Source organism: Singulisphaera rosea (genome assembly GCF_054877945.1).
Map to the genome: position 1 here is coordinate 1 of NZ_JBTYIP020000005.1, position 18,481 is coordinate 18,481.

General features: G+C 64.6%; 17 protein-coding genes and 1 pseudogene. 5 read left to right on the forward strand and 13 right to left on the reverse strand.

Annotated elements, in window-relative coordinates; all coding sequences use genetic code 11:
- Window positions 1–365: pseudogene (locus tag ACYOEI_RS11140) on the forward strand (IS701 family transposase); the annotation flags it as partial.
- 213 nt (window positions 366–578) lie between these two features.
- Here ACYOEI_RS11140 and ACYOEI_RS11145 read toward each other — a convergent pair.
- Entirely contained in the window at window positions 579–1,586 is a 1,008-nt protein-coding gene (locus tag ACYOEI_RS11145; RefSeq protein WP_462849560.1) for an RNA polymerase sigma factor, read from the reverse strand.
- A gap of 493 nt (window positions 1,587–2,079) precedes the next feature.
- Between ACYOEI_RS11145 and ACYOEI_RS11150 the strand changes: the two genes are divergently transcribed.
- Window positions 2,080–2,454: a PilZ domain-containing protein gene (locus tag ACYOEI_RS11150; RefSeq protein WP_462849562.1), complete on the forward strand. Its 375-nt coding sequence runs from the start codon at window positions 2,080–2,082 to the stop codon at window positions 2,452–2,454.
- A gap of 323 nt (window positions 2,455–2,777) precedes the next feature.
- Here the strand turns inward: ACYOEI_RS11150 and ACYOEI_RS11155 are convergent, their stop codons facing one another.
- Together ACYOEI_RS11155 and ACYOEI_RS11160 are read right to left on the reverse strand one after the other, a co-directional pair.
- Window positions 2,778–3,119, reverse strand: a complete 342-nt coding sequence (locus ACYOEI_RS11155; RefSeq protein WP_462849563.1) for a PilZ domain-containing protein — start codon at window positions 3,117–3,119, stop codon at window positions 2,778–2,780.
- A gap of 334 nt (window positions 3,120–3,453) precedes the next feature.
- Entirely contained in the window at window positions 3,454–3,903 is a 450-nt protein-coding gene (locus ACYOEI_RS11160) for a DUF6941 family protein (protein WP_462849564.1), read from the reverse strand.
- A 511-nt stretch (window positions 3,904–4,414) separates the two neighbouring features.
- On the opposite strand from ACYOEI_RS11160, the gene ACYOEI_RS11165 reads away from it, so the two are divergent.
- The 3 genes from ACYOEI_RS11165 (at window position 4,415) to ACYOEI_RS11175 (ending at window position 6,844) form a co-directional block, all read left to right on the forward strand.
- On the forward strand, window positions 4,415–4,681 hold the full coding sequence (locus ACYOEI_RS11165; RefSeq protein WP_462849565.1) for a hypothetical protein: 267 nt from the start codon (window positions 4,415–4,417) through the stop codon (window positions 4,679–4,681).
- A gap of 255 nt (window positions 4,682–4,936) precedes the next feature.
- Window positions 4,937–5,944 (forward strand): nuclease-related domain-containing protein, encoded by a 1,008-nt coding sequence (locus tag ACYOEI_RS11170; protein ID WP_462849567.1) that lies wholly within the window; start codon window positions 4,937–4,939, stop codon window positions 5,942–5,944.
- A 378-nt stretch (window positions 5,945–6,322) separates the two neighbouring features.
- Window positions 6,323–6,844 (forward strand): PilZ domain-containing protein, encoded by a 522-nt coding sequence (locus ACYOEI_RS11175; protein WP_462849568.1) that lies wholly within the window; start codon window positions 6,323–6,325, stop codon window positions 6,842–6,844.
- A gap of 188 nt (window positions 6,845–7,032) precedes the next feature.
- Here the strand turns inward: ACYOEI_RS11175 and ACYOEI_RS11180 are convergent, their stop codons facing one another.
- The 10 genes from ACYOEI_RS11180 to ACYOEI_RS11225 all read right to left on the reverse strand — a co-directional run bounded on the left by ACYOEI_RS11180 (window position 7,033) and on the right by ACYOEI_RS11225 (window position 18,299).
- Window positions 7,033–8,487, reverse strand: coding sequence for an MFS transporter (locus ACYOEI_RS11180; protein WP_462849569.1), 1,455 nt, complete (start codon window positions 8,485–8,487; stop codon window positions 7,033–7,035).
- A gap of 282 nt (window positions 8,488–8,769) precedes the next feature.
- Window positions 8,770–9,837 carry an NHL repeat-containing protein gene (locus ACYOEI_RS11185; protein WP_462849571.1) on the reverse strand — a complete coding sequence of 356 codons (1,068 nt, stop codon included), beginning with the start codon at window positions 9,835–9,837 and terminating at the stop codon, window positions 8,770–8,772.
- Between the two features lie 92 nt (window positions 9,838–9,929).
- Window positions 9,930–10,790 (reverse strand): thioredoxin, encoded by an 861-nt coding sequence (gene trxA / locus ACYOEI_RS11190; protein WP_462849572.1) that lies wholly within the window; start codon window positions 10,788–10,790, stop codon window positions 9,930–9,932.
- Between the two features lie 300 nt (window positions 10,791–11,090).
- Window positions 11,091–11,477, reverse strand: coding sequence for a hypothetical protein (locus ACYOEI_RS11195; RefSeq protein ID WP_462849573.1), 387 nt, complete (start codon window positions 11,475–11,477; stop codon window positions 11,091–11,093).
- 202 nt (window positions 11,478–11,679) lie between these two features.
- Window positions 11,680–12,489: a trehalose-phosphatase gene (gene otsB / locus ACYOEI_RS11200; RefSeq protein WP_462849574.1), complete on the reverse strand. Its 810-nt coding sequence runs from the start codon at window positions 12,487–12,489 to the stop codon at window positions 11,680–11,682.
- On the reverse strand, window positions 12,455–14,020 hold the full coding sequence (locus ACYOEI_RS11205; protein ID WP_462849576.1) for an alpha,alpha-trehalose-phosphate synthase (UDP-forming): 1,566 nt from the start codon (window positions 14,018–14,020) through the stop codon (window positions 12,455–12,457). Before ACYOEI_RS11205 ends, otsB begins: the two co-directional genes overlap by 35 nt.
- A gap of 102 nt (window positions 14,021–14,122) precedes the next feature.
- A complete protein-coding gene (locus ACYOEI_RS11210) occupies window positions 14,123–14,665 on the reverse strand; it encodes an FHA domain-containing protein (protein WP_462849577.1) in 543 nt (180 codons plus the stop codon).
- Between the two features lie 526 nt (window positions 14,666–15,191).
- On the reverse strand, window positions 15,192–15,845 hold the full coding sequence (locus ACYOEI_RS11215) for a response regulator (protein ID WP_462849578.1): 654 nt from the start codon (window positions 15,843–15,845) through the stop codon (window positions 15,192–15,194).
- Window positions 15,838–17,442: an ATP-binding protein gene (locus ACYOEI_RS11220; protein WP_462849579.1), complete on the reverse strand. Its 1,605-nt coding sequence runs from the start codon at window positions 17,440–17,442 to the stop codon at window positions 15,838–15,840. The genes ACYOEI_RS11215 and ACYOEI_RS11220 overlap by 8 nt, the downstream gene beginning before the upstream one ends.
- A gap of 521 nt (window positions 17,443–17,963) precedes the next feature.
- Window positions 17,964–18,299 (reverse strand): hypothetical protein, encoded by a 336-nt coding sequence (locus tag ACYOEI_RS11225; protein WP_462849580.1) that lies wholly within the window; start codon window positions 18,297–18,299, stop codon window positions 17,964–17,966.
- Window positions 18,300–18,481: the final 182 nt, after the last annotated feature.

Sequence of the window (18,481 nt, forward strand, 5' to 3'; positions counted from 1 at the left end):
AGGGCTACGGGATGGTCCAAGTCTTCCGGATCGACGCCCCAGATGGCGACGCGGAATACTGGGCCACCAACGAGTTGGGGATGGAGTCCGGGATGCGGCGATACTACGCCGAGTTGGGCTTCGCGATCGAGAACTATCATCGGGAGTTGAAGCAGAACTGTGGGGTCGAGGGGTGCCAAGCGCGTTCGGAGACGGCGCAGCGCAACCACATCGGGATGGCAGTACGGGCCTTCCTGCGGCTGGAATGGCATTTCTTCACCACCGGGGTCAGCGGGTTCATGGCCAAGTCGGGGATCGTGGCCGAGGCGATCCGAAGCTACCTCGCCAGACCCTGGATTGGGCTCACAAATCCCTCAACTGCGTAACTCCTATTAATATAAAATTATCGAAAAAATAAATACGATAGGGCGATGCCTTGACGAATCAAGTCCGAAAGTATTGGGGAAGGGGGCGAGGGGGAAGATCCTCGGGATGTGTCCCGGAGGAACGTGAGCCCTGCTTCCGGGACGAACTCGGGCCGAGGGACACATCCGGAAGTGTCCTCTCGGCCCGAGTTCGTGGGAGGTTTCGATAAGGCTTCAGGGAGCCGTCGTCGGTGTGGTGGGGTGGCAGGATCGGGCGTCGTCGCCGTAGTCGAGGATTGGCAGGATCGAGTTCGGATTGAACGTCATACCCGACGCATCCATGGCGATGAGGGTCGCCCCCCACAGAATCCCTCCGAGGATGAGCAGGGGGATGGCGACCCGGGCCGCCCGGAACGCCACGGATCGCCGAGTCTCGGCGACGAAACGGACCCACCACCCTTCCTCGGCGTACGCGATCGCCTCCGCGGTCGCGGCGCTCACGTAAGCTCGGTTGCGTCTCGAGAGTCTCATCGCCGAAACGACCGTCGAGTCGATGAGTCGCGAGGGGACGACCTCGGCGAAGACCATGTTCCTCGAGAGTGTGGTCAGCAGGAAGGCCGCGGAGAGGACCAGGCCTCGACGCGTGAGCCGCTCTCGCAGCAGGTCCCTTGCGCGGGACAGTCGGCCTTTCACGGTCCCCACCGGCCAACGGAGGAGCCGTGCGACTTCCTCGTTCGACTTTCCCTCGAGGTAGGAGAGGACCACGGGGGCCCGGTACTTCTCGGGCAGGCGATTCACCTCTTCGTGGAGGACCGGCCGGAGCTCACTCCAACCGGGTTCAAAGTCTTCGGCCTGGACCGACATCTCCGCGCCTTGCCTTTCAAACGCACGTCGCCGGTTGACATTGATCTTGGACCGGACGGCGATCCGATACGCGACCTCGTAGAGCCAACGACCCAGGACCCGACGGTCGTGGATCGTGTTAGCCTTGAGCGAGAGCACCAGGAACGTGGCCTGGAAGGCATCCTCGGCATCCTGCTGCTGGCTGAGGATCTGTCGGCAGACGCCGAGGACCATCGGCCCGTGCCGGACCACCAACTCGCGGAAGGCCTCTTCGGCCCCCGCTTTCTCGCCGGCCAGGAAGCGATCCAGGAGTTGCTCGTCCGGTAATTCCTCGGCCTCGTCCCACGTCGGGGCTGGGCGAGCTTCCGTCCTATCCCGCTCGATCGGTCGACTTACCATCGTTTCCCTCCCGCTCGGTCTAACCTACTTGCTAAAGTGCGGGGAAACCGGATTCGGTTACAACTTTTCCCGGACGCGAGCCGGATGGATTGCGCGGTTCGTGAAGTGAAGGCGGCTGGGCCGGAGCTCGGGCATGCCCCCGGGGCATCTCGACGTCTCGCACTCCGGGGCGGCACCCCCCCGACTCGTCCGATGGCCTCGGTTTCCTATCGGGAATCGGCCGGCCCTAGCGATGGCCCGCGATCAACCCCCTGGGTTTGGGCGTCTCGACAGGAAGTTGAGAGCGCGGGCGTGCTCACGCACTCACCCGCCGAGACATTCGAATCGAGGGATAATCCGACCGACTTTTGCAACTTTTCGGTACGCCACTTGAAACGTATTCTAGGATTAAGAAGAGACTTCGCGCGTAGCTCGGCATTTCGTCCGCCTCCCGTCGTTCGGAGGTTTGATGAGGCCGGGCCGGGCGTACCACACCCTCAGAATCAGCGTCCCCATGCAAAATCTCCGAAGCCTTACCGAACGTCTGGCCTCGATGGAGCGACGTCGTGAAGCCCGGTATCCCGCCGTCGACAACGTCTCGAAGGTTGCGTGGTGGGTCGAAGATCATCTGTGCATGACGGATGCGCAGTTGATGGACGTTAGTCGGAGTGGCCTCCTCGTCCTCGCGGACGACGCCCCTCCCGCCGGGGGCACGCTCCTCGTGCGCCTCGTCGAGCCCTCGCCATCGCCCTGGATCGAGGCGCAGTTGGTGGAAGCCCACCTCACGCGCCACGGACCCTACCAGTTGCGTCTGACCTTCCGGGGCACTCCGCCCGAAGGTTTCGTGACGGACGCCATCAACCGTCCTTTGGAAGACGAAACCCTTTGATGACACGCCGGGCGATGTGGGCGATGACTGCCTCGGTCACCCGGTCTGTTCCGCCTGATTACCTCGGTCTGCGTTCCGGGAGTTGCTCTCGCAGTCGAGGGCACTCCTCGAACATCGACGTCGTTGGCATGAGCGAGGATCCGAATCGATCCTCGTCCCTCTCCAGGATTTGGGCACGATCATCCTCTCCCCTGCCCTCTCCACCTGTTGGACGAGGCCGTTCGGGCCTCGCCTCTCCGGTGGAGCGGACCTGGGTCCGACGAGTTCCCGCCAGTCTCCGCCGGGGCCCATCGAGTGCGTGCGCGTAGACGAAGACGCCACGTTCAATCTTTGGCGTATTGGATATGAAGAAGCGTGGACGATGAGGACTCGGCGTCGGGGCCCGGGACCGACTCGACGTTGATCACTCGAGCTTCCACCCAGTCGCCGGGATTCGGCCCTTCGAGGCTGATCCAGACCCGACGATCGACGGGGTCCGGGGCCTCTACCAGCAACGAGGCTCCGCCCAGCCCGATGTCCTTGAGAACGGCCGAGACCGTCCGAAACTCTGTGCCGACCCACCAGCCGAGATAGACCACATCCTTAACCGGCGCATATCGGGGGAGCCAGCGACGTTCAGGGTCGTCGGCCGTCCCCCCTTCGAATCCGAAGCCTATCCCGTTCATGGCGAATGACCACCTCCCCATGCCAAGCTAACCCGAACTGGCGGCCACGAGGACGGGCTTATGACCGACCCTCGCAAGTCGGCAGAAGCCTGAGCCCTCTCGTTATATAGGAAATACCAGGGCGGGTGTGGATTGGGACGCGCCCCTACCAGAAATAAGAGAAGGCTCCCTATCCTGGAATCGGACTCCCTCATCCCCAAATCTCGACGTGCGACCTCCCCTGCCGGACGAAGGCCCGTACCCTGGACGTCTTGAGCTCGCCATCCTTCAAGCCTATGTCGACGGACAACGCACGATCATCGGGTCGTCAAGACCGAGCCTCCTCCTTGAACGCTCAGGCGTCCCCGTGGGAGCCGACAATCCGGGAAGGATCGGGGAGCGGTCCGACCTCGGAATAGAGCCCCACGACGCCGATCGGACGTTCGTCCACATCGATATGAAAGTGATATTCTCCTGTTTTTGAAATCGGAAATCCGGTAAGGCTCACCGTGATCCCCAGGCTCGAACGCAGGTGGCGACCAGCGGGGCTGGGGATCGGGCCGGCGAGGTAGGTGAAGTCGCCCGCCGCGACTCTCCCCTCCGGGTCCCTGGGGCGGATCCTCACGCGATGCGCCGCCCGGCATTCCTCGAGCTTCAGGCGGAACTTCAGGACGAGGCAGAGCGAATCGATCGTGGCCGGGAGCTGTCGACTCCGAACGGCTTCGATGCCACCCCCGAGTGCCGAGAACCGACCGTCAGGCAAGAATTCCGCGGCCTTGGCGAAAAAGGCGAAGGCAAGTTCCATCAACACCCATCCATCGTGGTCTCGGCCTCGAGGCCCCCCGCCTGGCGACATCCGAGGCGGTTCCGGCGCGCCGATCGTGCCGAGATCGAGAATCAATCACTCGTGCGAAGTTCGATGCTCCCCTCGGGTCGCCTCTCCTCTGAGTTAACCGACCACGTTTCCTTCCGTCAACATCGGGCGGGGATGCGTGTTGTTTTTGCGACACCAACGTCGCGAATCAGGGTGTCCAACGTTTCTCGGATGGAAAGCAAACGGCGGTTATGTCACAGAATTAGTTGACCACGTAGCCGGCACGTCCCTTTCGAGAGCCTTGCCAACGGAGCGGGTCGTCTCCTTGGCCAGCCAATCGTGATGCCTTCTGCGAGGTTCGTCCGACCTTTCGGCGGCGGCCCGCCCGGCGTTCACCGGCGCGTCTGTATCGACTGCTGTCTGCGAACCAATACGCGCGATCGTCGGCCCGACTCTCGCGGCGGATCGGAGACGGAATATCCCTCCATGGAGGATTTGACACTTGCTTTCGGAATCGTGGGAAGGGCGACTCGAAGACCTGATTCAGGGCTTGATCGAGGATGGCGGTGTCTCGGCTGCCTCGTTGGCTTCGATCCTCGTCGTGGCCGAACGTGCCCGGCGGGCCGGCTACGACGTTGCGCTCTGTCGGCGGCTCTGGTCGGCGGAGAATGAACTGGCCAGGCTCGAGCGAACCAGGAACGGCGAACCAGCGATGACATCGCCGGCGGATGTCGTCCGCTCCAACGAGGGATTGGGTAAATCGGGCTGAACGCGGGAATCGAGGTTGTCTTTAGGGGGGCATTGCTCTCGGCTATTGAAACTCCGACCTCGAGGATTGGAGGAATTGCCAAGGATCGTCGCCCCCTTTACCATGGCGACCTTCGTCCGGAACCCAGCCCCGACGCTCGTCGGTCGGCGGCGGAATCCTCGAGCTTGTGCGGCCGGCACCTCTCTTTAACGGCCTCCAACACCCGTGCGATTCGCTGGGTCGGCATCGATTGTCACGGTCGAGGTCCGGTCCGTCATGGGGTTGGTCGCGAGGCTGAGAGAATGGTCGGCAATCCAAAAAGTTCGGCCCTTTGAAGAGGCGCCGGATCTGGTTGGTGGGCGAGACGCCGAGGCGCTCCTGGGTCAACTCGTGGGATCCTCGTACCACTTCAAAGGAGCCCAGGTCTTCGGCGGGCGCCGGATCCCTTCGGCGAAACAAGGGAGACGGCGCGAGATCGACCTCATCGTCTGTACGACACGGGCGATCTACCTGATCGAGGTCAAGAACTGGTCGGGGCGACTCGACCTCCGCGGCCATTCCTGGCGACAGACCAGGCGCGGAGGCGACGTGGTCGATCACGGCGACTTGCTCGAGTCGAATCTCCTCAAGCGAGACGCCGTCGTCGAATACCTCGCCGCCCGAGGCTTGACCCTTGACGACTCATTGATCCGAGAACACATTGTCCCCAAAATCATCTTCATGAACCCGAGGCTTGATCTCGATCCGGCGATCGAAGCACGCTCCGAGGTCATCAGCCGACGCTCGCTCGATGCGTATCTCAACCAGCCCCGTCCGCAGAGTTTTGCCGAGCAGATTTTTTCCTCCGTGGTCGACTTCTTCCTCAACCTGGAGTCGGGAAGCCAGGGGCAGCCCTCGACTGCTCGAACGAGTCCGATCCCTCGTCACGAATTCAAGACGATCGTGAGCTTGCTCTCCGAGACCGGCACCTGGGACCGGCTCCACTATTTCGGCACCCGAGTCGTGACGGGCGACCTGATCGGAATCGTCGCGGGTCCGGAGCGATTGTCGAAGTCCGAGGTCGCCGAGCGATCGAAAGGCCGCCCGATCCGACTCCGGTGGACGCGGGGCCGACTCTGGGGCCTGTTCAAGGCCATGACCGGCGTCGGTTCGCTGGGGACGCTCAACCTTGGAATCCATCGCATTCGGCTCTCGACCCACGACACGCTGACGTTCCATGTCGTCGGGGAGAAGACACCGACCGAGGTCAGGCTCGTCGACTTGGATCGAGTCAGCCTTGGTTAGTAACCCAGGCCACTCGCCCCTACTTCACGCCACGCTCGGAGTGTCAACTCCAGGTCATTCGCGACGGTCTTATCCACGCACGGCCGGGTCGCGAGGGGGAAATTCGCGAGAACGCATTTCCCGCTTTTCTCGTTCGACGTGCGCGAACCGGTCTTCAATGTTCGTGTTTGGCCATTTTTTGCCGATTCATTCCACCGCATTCACGTCGGATCGGCACTTGGGACAGGCCTGAGGTTGGGATGCGAACGCCGTCGAACGCATGTTTGGAGTTGATTCCTAACAACACCATGTTTGCCAACTCGGGACCGTTGTTCTAGAATTTGATTGCGGAAGTCTTGTTTTCTATTGGAAACGATAGGCCAAGAACCCAGGCGCATCATGAGCCACGAGTTCGATCGGCCCAACTTCAAGAACATCGGCGACCGGTCCGTCCGGTTCGATCCGCCACCCTGCGCCGAGGGCGAGCCTTCTCCGGAATCGCTCGGCCTTCTCGACCTCTTCCGGGCCTGGATTAGGCAATCGCCCCAGGATCGCCGGAGCATGCCGCGGCATCCCGCGCACGACATGGAGATCTGGGTGGGCTGGAAGCGTAAGGAAGAAGCGTTCTTCGCCAGCCCTGCTCGACTGGTCAATATCAGCCGAGGCGGAGCCCTCGTCTCCGTCACCGAGCCCCCTCCCCAGGGGGAAATGGCCTGGCTCTACCTCGGCGAATCCGACCCGACCGACTGCCTTCAGGCCAATGTCCTGGAAATCAAGCGCACACGCGAGGGCGGCTCGTTCGCTCGGCTCGCCTTCGGCGAGCCTTGCCCCCATAAGTTCTTCGAGGCTGCCGTCTGCAAGCTCCCCCCCTTGAAAGCCCGGGAAGTCGTTCGGCCTCGCCCGACCGAGAACGAAACCTGACCGGTCCGGCGATCGGCCTTGAACGACGAGCCAGGTGTTTGAAGCGTCCGAGCGCGAGTCTCCCTCGACGAGCGAGTGGTGAATTCCTTCGCGGGCGCCTCGGCCCTATCCATGCGAGGCAATGGGGCCGCCGGTACGGTTTCCTGATCCGCGGGATCCCACGACCTCCATTGCGATGACGCCTGACGTTACTGGCCCCCCGTCGCGACCGACAAGGGTTCGGCGACGTGTTCCAGGGAGGTTTGCTCCGCCTTGACGCCGAAACAGATCACGGCGACAACGGCCAGGAGTAAGAGGGCCGAAGCGATCAGGTAGCCGTAAAACAGGTTCGTGCGGGAGCCGGTCTCGATCAGGTGCCCGAAGAGCCAGGGGGCCAGGACTCCTCCGACTGCGGTGCCGAGCGCGTAGAAAAGCGCGATCGCCATCCCTCGGAGCTCGAGCGGGAAGATCTCGCTGACGGTCAAATACGCGGAGCTCGACGCGGCCGAGGCGAAGAAGAAGATCACCGTCCAGAGCGCGGTCTGCGAGGTCGCCGACAGCATCCCCGCCGCGAAGAGTCCGCCGGTAATGCCGAGCAGTACCGCGGAAATCGAGTACGTCGCCGCGATCATCGGCTTCCGGCCGACCGTGTCGAAGAACCTCCCGAGTATGACGGGCCCGAGGAAATTGCCGACCGCGAACGGGAGCAGGTACAGGCCGGTGCGGTCGGCCGGGACCTTGTAGAACCGGCTGAGCACGAGTGCATAGGTAAAAAATATGGCGTTATAAAGGAAGGCCTGCGAGACCATCAAGGAGAGGCCCAGGATCGATCGGCCGAGGTACTTCTTGAACATGGTCCGGGCGATGAGGCCGAAGCCCACCTTGCCGTGGGGACGGATCGTCATTTTTTCGCCGGAAGGGGCCTCGAGGGGCCGCTCGCGGCCGATCGTTTCCTCGATGCCCCCCACGATGCGCTCGGCCTCGTCGGGGAAGCCGTGGGTGAGGAGCCACCTCGGGCTCTCGGGGACGTGCTCGCGGAGGAACAGGATCCCGAGGCCGAGCAACGCCCCGATCCCGAAGCCGACTCTCCATCCCAGGTTCACGGAGAGGATCCTCGGGTCGAGCAGGACGAGCGTCGCCAACGAACCGACCGCGGCCCCGATCCAATACGTCCCGTTGATTGCCAGGTCGACCTGCCCGCGCACCCGGGCCGGGATCAACTCGTCGATCGCCGAGTTGATCGCCGAATACTCGCCCCCGATCCCCGCCCCCGTGAAGAAGCGGAAGATCGCGAAGCTCCAAAAATTCCAGGAGAACGCCGTCAGGAACGCGGCGGCAACATACACGCCGAGCGTCACCATGAACAGCTTCTTGCGTCCGATCCGATCCGTCAGATAACCGAACACGAGTGCCCCGAGCACCGCGCCGGCCAGGTACGACGAGCCCAGCAGGCCGATCTGCTCACTGGAGAAATGCAGGCTGTCGGGATGCTCGAGGACGCTGCTGATCGCCCCGACGAGAGTCACCTCGAGCCCGTCGATGATCCAGGTGATCCCCAACGCGACGACGACCCGCCAGTGCCAACGGGACCACGGGAGCCGGTCCATCCTGGCGGGGATGTCGGTCTCGAACTCGTGCGCTCGCACGGGAGATACGGTGCTCATCGAGGGCCTTCAATGCGTGGCCTGCGAGGTTGTGGAGCCGTCGAAACGACAAGAGAAGTCGAGCGGTCGACTTTCTTCAAACCTCTCAGCAAACGCCAGGCCATCGCGAAGCCTCACTGACATCGGATGATCGAAGCCCAAGGCCGATCACTCGGGGTGCTCCCAACGGACGACGTTCGAAGGAACGATTGCAAGCCCGAAGCGCAACCGAGTGAATCTGTTGATCAAACACAGCATCACTCGATTGCGCTTCGGGCTTGTATTTTCGGGACAGCCCGTTGCTCAAGCAAGCCAGCGGAGCTTCGAGACGCGGCCGGTCGGGACCCACTCGACGACGTAGATGTTGCCGTCCTTGTCGAAGCAGGCATCATGCGGGTGGACGAACTTGCCGGGTTGCCACAGGGAAGGGTCGGCGCGCACCTTGAAGCCGTCCAGGACGAACTTGGTCCACTCGGGGTCGTAGCCCAGGTGGGAGAGGACCTGGTTCTCGTTGTCGAAGAGGGTGATCCGCGCGTGCAGGTCCGGGCAGAGCAGGATGTCGCCTCGGATGTCGAAGTGGGCGGGGAAGCTGACGTCCTTATCGAAGCGGAGATGTTTCCCGTCCGTGGTCATGTACTGGAGCCGGTTATTCGCCCGATCGGCGACGACCAGTGAGGGGACTCGGCCCGGCCGGTCGTCGAGCCAGAGACCGTGCGGGGTCTTGAACTTGCCGGCCTCGTCGCCGGTGCCGCCGAACGTCCGGACCCATTGGTCGGACTTGTCATATTGATGGATATAGTTCGACCCGTAGCCGTCGGCGATGTAAAAACCCCCGTCGGGGGCGAAGGCCACGTTCGTGGGGCTGTACTTGGCCGAGGGGTCGTCGTAGACGCCGGGCTCGGGAGGACGACCCTTGGTCCACGCCGGTTCGCCCAGAAGGTTGGTCTTCACGACGATCCCGTGGGCGACGTCCGAGAGGTAGAGGTACTCCTGCTGACCTTCCTTCCGGAGGTCGATGCCGTGCCCGCCGCCGTGGTACTCCTTGCCGAACGACCGGACATATCGCCCCTGCGGGTCGAAGACGACGACGGCGTCCACGGGCGTCGGAGTCTTGGAACGGTGCTTGATGTAGATCAGGCCGTCGGCGTCGATTGCAACACCGTGAGTCTCGCCCCAGTGGAACCCGTCCGGGAGTTCGCCCCAGCCGTGGATGACTTCGTATCGATATCGGCCTTCGCCGATGATCGGGTTCTTACTCCCCGACTTGTCCTGCGCCCCCACGAATGCGGGGGCGAGCGACGTGCCCGCGACGGCGATCCCGGCCGACTTGATGAAGTCGCGACGCGATGCGCTGGAAGGCTGGTCTGACATGGTCGGTTGCTCCCGAATGCGGAGACTTCCCCGGGATCTCCCAGGAATCGAGCCGCGGCCTTTTCGGCGGAAAGGTTGCGAGGCGTTTCGGCTCAAAACAGGGCGGCTGCGAGTTGGCGTTGATAGTTGCTGACCGTCTCGGCGTCGTCCATGACGCGGAACATCTCAACCATGAGCTTCCTGGCGGGCTCTCGGATTTCCTTGCGACCGCGTTCGACGAGCGCAAGACAAAGGTCGAGGGCTTCGACGAATTCGCCGACCGAGGCCAGGGCGACCGCGAGTTCGAGGTGGCGGGTGGGGTCGTCGGGGTCGCCGGCGACGGCGGCACGGCAGGCGTCGAGGCCGCCCGATTCTCGGGATCGAAGCTGGAATGAGAGCAGAGTCTTGAGACGCTCGGCCTCGGGCTCGAGCGAGGCACGCGAGTCGAGTCCGGCGACGATCGCCTGGACCTCGTCGAGTTCGCCTCGGGCCAGGAGGAGCTTCGCGAGGGCGAACTTGAGCGCCAGGACCTCGCCTCCGAGCGCGATCGCCTCGCGGTACCGGGCCGCGGCCGCCTCGGGATCGGTCGGCGCGAGGCGTTCCGCCTCCGAGGCCAACACCTCGCCCGGGGTCGGGAATAGCCGCTCGAGCCAGCTCCGGATCGCCGATTCGGGGAGGACGCCGACGAACGAATCGACGACCTTCCCGTCCCGGAAGCCCAGGACCGCAGGGATCGAGCGGATGCCGAAGCGTGCTGCGATCTCAGGGGCCTGCTCCGTCTCCAACTTCACGAGCGAGAGCCGCCCCTCGAATTCGCCGACCACCCGCTCCAGGACGGGGGCCAGGATCCGACACGGCTGGCACCAGCTCGCCCAGAAGTCCACGACGACCGGGCGCGCTTTGGACGCCTCGATGACGTCCTTGTCGAAGGAATCCTGATTCGAGTCGATGACCGTCGGTGTGTTTGCGCTCATGGACTCGAGCGTATCAGATGGGAATCCGAGAGCGTAGATCGAACTGACCCGGGGAACCGATCGCAACATGAAGTGAGGACCACGACCCTCATCCAAGTCTTTGTTCAATGCGTCGGCAAGGATCGAATCCCGCCGCCATCGACCTCGCACCATTCGACGCGAAGGCGGCCAGGCCGAATCTCGGGGCGAGGGGATAACTCACGACGGGTGCGTCCCATGCGCCGGGATTCCGAAGGTGGGTCGCCTCCGTGTCAGTGTCCGTGCGGGGCGAGGCAGTACAAGTCGACCGGCGCAGTCGGCTCAGTCCGGTTGCTTCTTTCCCGATTTGTCAGCGAAGTCTCGGTGCGGATCCTTGGCTTGGTCGTAGACTTTTCTAATCGTGGTGACTGGGTAGGACTTGTAGATCCGAAGCAGTCGACGGACCTTCGCATCGAGTTCGGCCGTGCGGGCTCCGGCATGATAGGAGGGATATGCTCCGCTCGATGCCGAGGCGAGGAGTCCCCGGGCTTGCATCGCCGCCAGGTGGGCTAGCACAGCCCGGAGATCGGCCTGGACGGCCTCGGCCAGGGCCGGGGCGTCCCACTCCCGGTCGGGATCTTCTCCCAGTACCCGAAGGAGCTCGAGCTGGTCGATCGACTCGACGTTGTTATTGAGGAACATCGTAATGTCATCGGGGAATGGCTTCAACGTCTCGACCCCTTTGTGACGATGCCCTCGTCGTGGCGGCTCGAGTCCGCCCGTCGCCCGAGTTCACGGGCTCGGCGTCACGTCTCAGCCGGAGCCGTGAACGTTCCCGCCTCGTTCCACTCGGCTGTCTGAGGATCTCGCTCGAGGAGGCGTTGTGCCGCTCGGCCCGTCGGGAGGCGACCGTTGGCGGAGTCACCTCTCCTCAAGTTGAAAGCGGTGTGGCTTCGGACGGAGAGACGCGTGAGAGCCAGGCGAGAAATGCCGCGACCTCCTGGGTGTTATCGACGCGGTATCCGGCCCAGGTCGGCTGGGGGGGGCCGACGCGGGCGGTTACGAATCGACCGATCTCCGTGAACGCGTCCTCGTCGGTGCGATCGTCGCCGAGATAGAAGGTCAGGGCCTGCTCCAGACCGAGGCGTTCGCGGATCCAACGGATCGCACTCCCCTTGTTCCAGTCGACACGCGGACGCACCTCCCAGACCATCTTTCCTCGGAGCACGCGGAGGTGGGGGTGATCATCCGGCACGGTTCGCCGCACGACCCGCTCGACCTCGTCGCGGTGCCAAAGCCGGACGCGGCGGTAGTGGACGGAGGCCGTCAGCCCCTTGGGCTCGATCAGGACGCCGGGGAGATGGGCTAGCCGGCCGGCCAGCGCGCTGACGACGCCGGTGGTCTCCCGCCGGAGACGTGCGGCCGTCGTCTCGTCGAAGTGGAGGCCTCGGGCTTCGATCTCCAGGCCGTGGTTGCCGGCATAGATCAACCCGTCGATCGGGACCCGTTCCCGGACATCGTCGAGCGCCCGGCCGCTGATGAGACCGAGAGTGCAATCCGGCCTGAGGGCGAGTTGCTCTAAGGATCCCCGCGTTGCTTCGGGCAGCCGGGCGAGTGCCGGGCTATCCACGATCGGCGCGAGCGTGCCGTCGAAATCGAGGAAGATCGCCAGGTGTCCGGCCGCGGCGACGGCCGCACCGATCTCGTCAAGCGCCTCGAGCAATGGCAAGGGCACGTCCATCGGGTGCTCCGTTCGGGAGGGGAAGGGCGTCGATCGACGGCGAGGTTGTCCCACTGTTCTCCTCCGGCTCGATCCGCAGCAGTGTCGAGACGATCTTGCCCGCCCAGCGGTACACGTTGTTCTCGGCCACGGCCTCGCGGAGCCGCCGCATCCGGCGGGCTCGCTCCTCCCTGGGCATCGTGAGCGCCTCGTGCATGGCGGCCGAGAGCTCCTCGACGGCGAACGGGTTGACTTGCAGCGCGTCGGACAGCTCCCGTGCGGCGCCCGTGAATCGGCTGAGCACGAGCACGCCGTCCCCGTCGAACCGGCTGCCCACGAACTCCTTGGCGACCAGGTTCATCCCGTCGTGTAGCGAGCTGACGACGCAGCAGTCTGCGAGGCGATGGAGCGCCATCATCTCGTCCTGGTCGAAGTGGCGCTTCTCGTAGACCACGGGGCGCCAGGCCCCGGTGCCCCACCGCCAGTTGATCCGCTCGACCAGGGCGTCGATCTCGTCGTCGAGCTGCTGGTAGGCGCGGATATGTCCGCGGCTCGGGACGCCCACCTGGGCGAACACGAGCCGGCCGCGGTACTCGGGCCGGGTCTCCAGCAGATGGTCGATCGCCCGGAGCCGCTCCGGGATGCCCTTGGTATAGTCGACACGCTCGATGCCCAATCCCAGGAGCTTGCCGTCGAGCTTGAGGCGGTGCCGCCAGCGTACGGCCTCACGCTCGACCCCGGGGCTCGCCGCCGCGGCCGACTGTCGCTCGAAGTCGATGCTGATGGGGAAGGGTCGGACCCGCGTCGTGTGTCCTCCCCGCTGCACCTCCGACGCGTCGCGGTCGGTGCGCGACTCGAGGTTTCGGTCCACCGTCTCCAAGAAATTCTGGCAGTGATACCCCAGGTGGAACCCGAGCAGGTCGTTTCCGAGCAGGCCGTCGAGTAACTCCTCTTTCCAGGGGAACGCGCGGAACGTCTCGGGGTTCGGCCAGGGGATGTGCCAGAACTGGGCCACCGTCAGGGCCGGGTTCCGCGCCTTGAGCATCCTCGGAAGCAGGCCGAAGTGGTAATCCTGGATGAAGACGAACGCGGGCCCGTCCCCGGTCTCCTGGATGATCGCGTCGGCGAACAACTCGTTGACCTCGCGGTAAGCCCGCCAGTCGGCGGGGTCGAACACCGGGCGAGTGAAGACGACGTGGCAGAGGGGCCACAGGCCACCGTTCGCAAGGCCATGGTAATAGCCTTCCTCCTGGGTCTTGGTGAGCCAGACCCGCCTCAGGGTATAGCGCGGGCTCTCGGGCGGGACCCGGACGCGGTCGTCCGCGTCGACGGTGAGCCGATCGGCGTCCCCGGATCCGTGCGCCACCCATGTGCCTCCGCAGGCGAGCATCATCGGGTCGAGTGCCGTCGCCATGCCGCTGGCGGGGCGTAAGCACTCGACGACGTCGCCCACGTAGCGGTGGATGTAGGGCTCGCGGTTGGCGACCACGACCAGTTTGAGGCCGCGTAGCCGGGTCGCGATCAACTCGTGCAATGTACTTCGGTCCCACATCTCGGCTGTTCCCCCTGGTAACCAACTCGCCCGCCGCGCGGCGGGCGCCGCCGTTTCGCGGTGGGCCCAGCTGCCGTTGTCCGGCGCGGTCCGGCACCCGCGTCATTCAGGCCGGATCGTCATGGACTTCAAGAATTCGTAGTCATCCCCCGTTCGCTCCTTCGCTTGCCGGGTCATGGGCGTCGGCGGAGACGACGGCCGGACCCCGGCGGCGACGGCCGGGGATGCTTTGGCGAGCTTCCCGGGTCGAGGGGCCGAGTCCGTTTCCTCCTCGTCCTCGTCCTCGACCTCGTCGCTCAGCCACGACGCGACCATGTCCTCGGTCAAGCGCTTCGTCGGCCGCTTCCGGGGCCGATGCCTATCCAGCAAGACCGTGAAGTTCAGCGGGCCGATCTCGATGATGTCTCCGGTTCGTAGAGACGCCGGTGCGGCCAGCCTCTGCCCGTTGACGCGCGTCCCATTCTCGCTGCCCAGGTCGTTGATCAGCACGGTGCCGGAGTTGGTCTTGACCTCGGCGTGTCGTGGGCTGACCTCGGGGCTTTGGGGACGCAACTGACACTCGGGGCCGCGCCCGATGAGGAAGCGCGGCGCGGTGATCGCGAGGACACTGCCTTTCGCCCGACCGCTATTCACCAGAAGTTGCATGGGGTGTGCTCCGAACGGCGTACGTGAGGGGATGGGACGCCGCGGTTGCCGACGGCCCGAGATCGGGGCGGCCACGAAGGCGTGACCGCTGGCATCCGCCGACGGGATGCCTGGTCGCCTTCGCGGCCCCTCCGCCGCCGCTTTTCTTTTGCAAGTCGGGACGGGTCCGGCGGCGAGAGGGGCCCACGGGGGCTTTCGGGGTCGTATCGACCCCGTCTTTGACGACGTGTCTTGTCCCTTTAAATACACGAGCGAGCGGTCATCCCCTCTTGATTCGCGAGGGGAGCAGTCTCGGGGCTGGGGCGACGGCCACGATGCGGCCGACGCTCTCGACACGCGCCGACGTCATTCCATCGCTCTATTGTTCGTGCCCGTGCGAGTCAGGTCGATCGGCAATGGGAGAGAAGTGAATCAGGAGATCAGGCCTGACAGGTTGAGTGGAAATGGAGGTATTGGTCAGGGGATTCCCTGAGGCTCGCCACATGGCCAGGGCCGGACGAGCGTCTCGACGGGCCTTCGGACCTTCTCAATCCGGCGCGAGCCAACCCTCGCGGAGGGCGTATCGAACGACTTCCGCACGGCTCCTGAGGCCGAGCTTCTCCATGGAGCGGAGTTTATGCGTTTCGACCGTCTTCACGCTGATGTCGAGCTCGTTGGCAATCTCTTTGTTGCTGAAGCCCTGCGCGACGCAGAGCAGCACCTGGGACTCCCGCTCGGTCAGGTGCGTGCCCCCGGCCCGGCCCGACTCGGGCCCCACGCATGTGATGTCGCCGATGACTTTGCCCGCCAGGACCGGGTCGAGGTAGACGCCGCCGGCGGCGACCACGCGGAGGGCGCGGACGAGTTCCTCGCCCGTCGCCAGCTTGAGGATGTAGCCCGAGGCCCCGGCTTGAAGCATCCGCCGCAGGTGTCCCTTGTCCTCGTAGACGGTCAGGGCCAAGACCCTGAGCTCCGGCCGCACCCGCTTCAGTCGTTCGGTGGCCTCGACACCCGACAGCCCAGGCATCGAGACGTCCATGACCACCACGTCCGGACGGAGGTCGGCCGCCTTGCGGCAGGCGGTTTCGCCGTCCGATGCTTCTCCGACCACCTCGACATCGGGCTGCGCGTCGATGAACGCCTTCAAACCCTCGCGGACGACCGCGTGGTCGTCGGCCAGCAGCACGCGTAACTTACCCATCGGACGGCCTCGTGCTTTCTTCCCGCAGCGGGACCCGTATGAAGAGGGTTGTGCCGCTCCCTCGCACGGACTCGACTTGGAAGGCGCCTCCGACCGCCTTGACTCGCTCCTTCATGCCGATCAGCCCGAGCTTCCGCCTCGTGCGCAAGGGGTCCGTCGCGGTTTCCGGGTCGAAGCCCACGCCGTCATCCTCGATGATGACGAGTACGTCGGCCTCGTGTCGATTCAGGATCAGGCTCACCCGGCTCGCTCCCGAGTGCTTGGCCACATTGGTCAGTGCCTCCTGCACCACCCGATAGACGGTGGTCTCAACCTGGGGGGGAAGGCGGCCGTCCCCAGCCCCCGTGCATTGGAACTGGACGCGTACGCCGGAATGCTCCGACCACTCCTCCGCGTAGTCCGACAACGCCCCGGGTAGCCCCAGCTCATCGAGCGCCGCCGGGCCGAGCTCCCAGGCGATGCGGTGCATGTCATGCCCGATCCGGCGGGTCAGCCCGAGCAATCCCTGTAGCTTCTCCGGCAGGTTCTCTCCGGCCGGCAAGGACCCTTCGAGGGACTCCAGCCCGAGCTTCAGGGCCGTGAGCTGTTGCCCCATCTGGTCGTGAAGCTCCCGGGCGATGCGGACGCGCTCCTCCTCCTGGACGACGACCAATCGCCGGAGCAGGCCGTTCCGCGCCTGTTCGACCAGCCGACGCTCGGTCACCTCGGCGCGCAAAGACTCGTTCGCCCGGGCCAGGTCGGCCGTCCGCTCGGACACGCGCCGCTCCAACTCCTCGTGCGCCCTGATCAGGTCTTCCTCGGCGAGCTTGCGGGACGTGATGTCGTAGAGGACCGCCACGGCCGCGATGACCGCGCCGCCTTGGTCGTGGATCGGGGCGGAGCTGACGCTCACGGTGCCCCACTCGCTGGCGCCCCGGGGGCATCGGACCTCTTCGTTCTTGACGACCTCACCGGTCGTCAACGACCTCACGAGCGGCCATTCGTGCGGCAGGTACGGCTGACCGACCTTGTCGAGCAGTTCGTGGACGCTATAGCCCGAGTCGTCGGCCGTCGTGAGCGGCCGCCGCCAGATCTGTTGCGACTGCTCGTTGGCGAGGACGATCTGCCCGGAAGGGGCCTCGGCGATCACGACCCCCGCCGGCATCTGCCGCAGCACGGCTTCCAAACGGCCTCGAGCGGTCCTGATCTCGTCGACCAGGCGCTCGCGCTCCCCTTCCATTCGTCGACGCTCGACGGCCTCGCGTTCCAGCTCTTCGCGGCGTTCACTGGCCTCGGCCGCGCTCGCCTCGGCACGATCCTGGGCGGCGTGCATCATATGCGTAAAGAAGGCGATCGCCAGCCCGACGAAGAAGTACGTCCCGGTGTTCGCCAGGTTCAACTCGGAGAAGGCTTTTTGTGGGGCGATGAAGAACCAGTCGGCCGCGAGATACCCGAGCACCAGGGCAAAGAGCGTCGGACCGAGACCTCCCCACCAGGCGGCGGCGGTCACCGAGATGTAGAACGTCGGAAAGGGCTGCCGATCGCTGAGGACGGGGGCCAGGAGCTGGCGTGCCAGGACCGCCAGCGACACGAAGAGTGCGGAAGTCGCGTATCTCACGAACGGTGGACGTTGTCTCAGCTTCGACCCGCTCGAAGGCATCGCATCATGACCTATGACACGCGGTTTTATGTGACAGCCGCCCACAACCCATGGAGGAGGGCTGGAGCGTGCTCGCCGGTACAGGCCGCGGTGGGCCACGTCGATCCGTCAATCCCCGCGAGGTGCGACCGAACGCCATCCTAGTCCTTAACCAAGCGTACCCGGCGCGGTTTGGCGGGAAGAATTCGACGAAAAAGCTCGAAATCCTCGGCGTTTTCCGGAGTAATGGGGATAGCAACACAAACCCACGACCCGGTCCACGCGAGGATTTCGAGTGAATCCCACCATACGAGCCCGGCTCATCTCCCGCAAGCGTCGCATCGAGCAACGACTCGACAGGCATGACCTGCGCGGCATGGAACGCCCGATGTTTACCGCCTAGTCAAGCGAGTACGCTCGGCGCCCCCCGGCGAACCGCAATGGAAAGGGGCCGTCGCTTCGCGATGGCCCCTAGGGGTCCCGTCGGGCGGGGCGAGGAGTCATCGGACAGGGGGATAGTAGTAGCGGGCCAGGGAGCGCTGATAGGTATCGCTCATGAACGGCCAGGTCCAAGGATCATTCGGGCTCCCGTAGGGTCGGCCGAAGTAGGGGAAGTCGTTGTAGCCCTGGCCGACCGGAAGATACGGAGGAGAGGTCCAGACCGGCGTGGCGGCGGAGTACGTGGTGACGACCGGGGCGTACGAGAGTCCCCAAGGGCTCGCCGGCGCGGCGTACCACGAGGAGTAGGTGATGACGCCCTGGGCCTTCGCGCCGGACGACGAGCCCAGCCAGGCGGCCGACGCGATCGTCAGCGCGAGCAACGTGGTTTTCTTCATGGTGTAGTCTCCAAGGGGAGTCGGACGAGGACCGGATCGGCCGGGAAAGGATGGAAGGCAAAACGCATTCCCCTTCATTCTTCCCAATTGAGATTATCCCACGAAAATCCCTGGGCGGCATATTTTGCCACGAACATGAGGCGGTCCTGTGGATCCCATCCGCAGGTCGCTCGCGGACACCG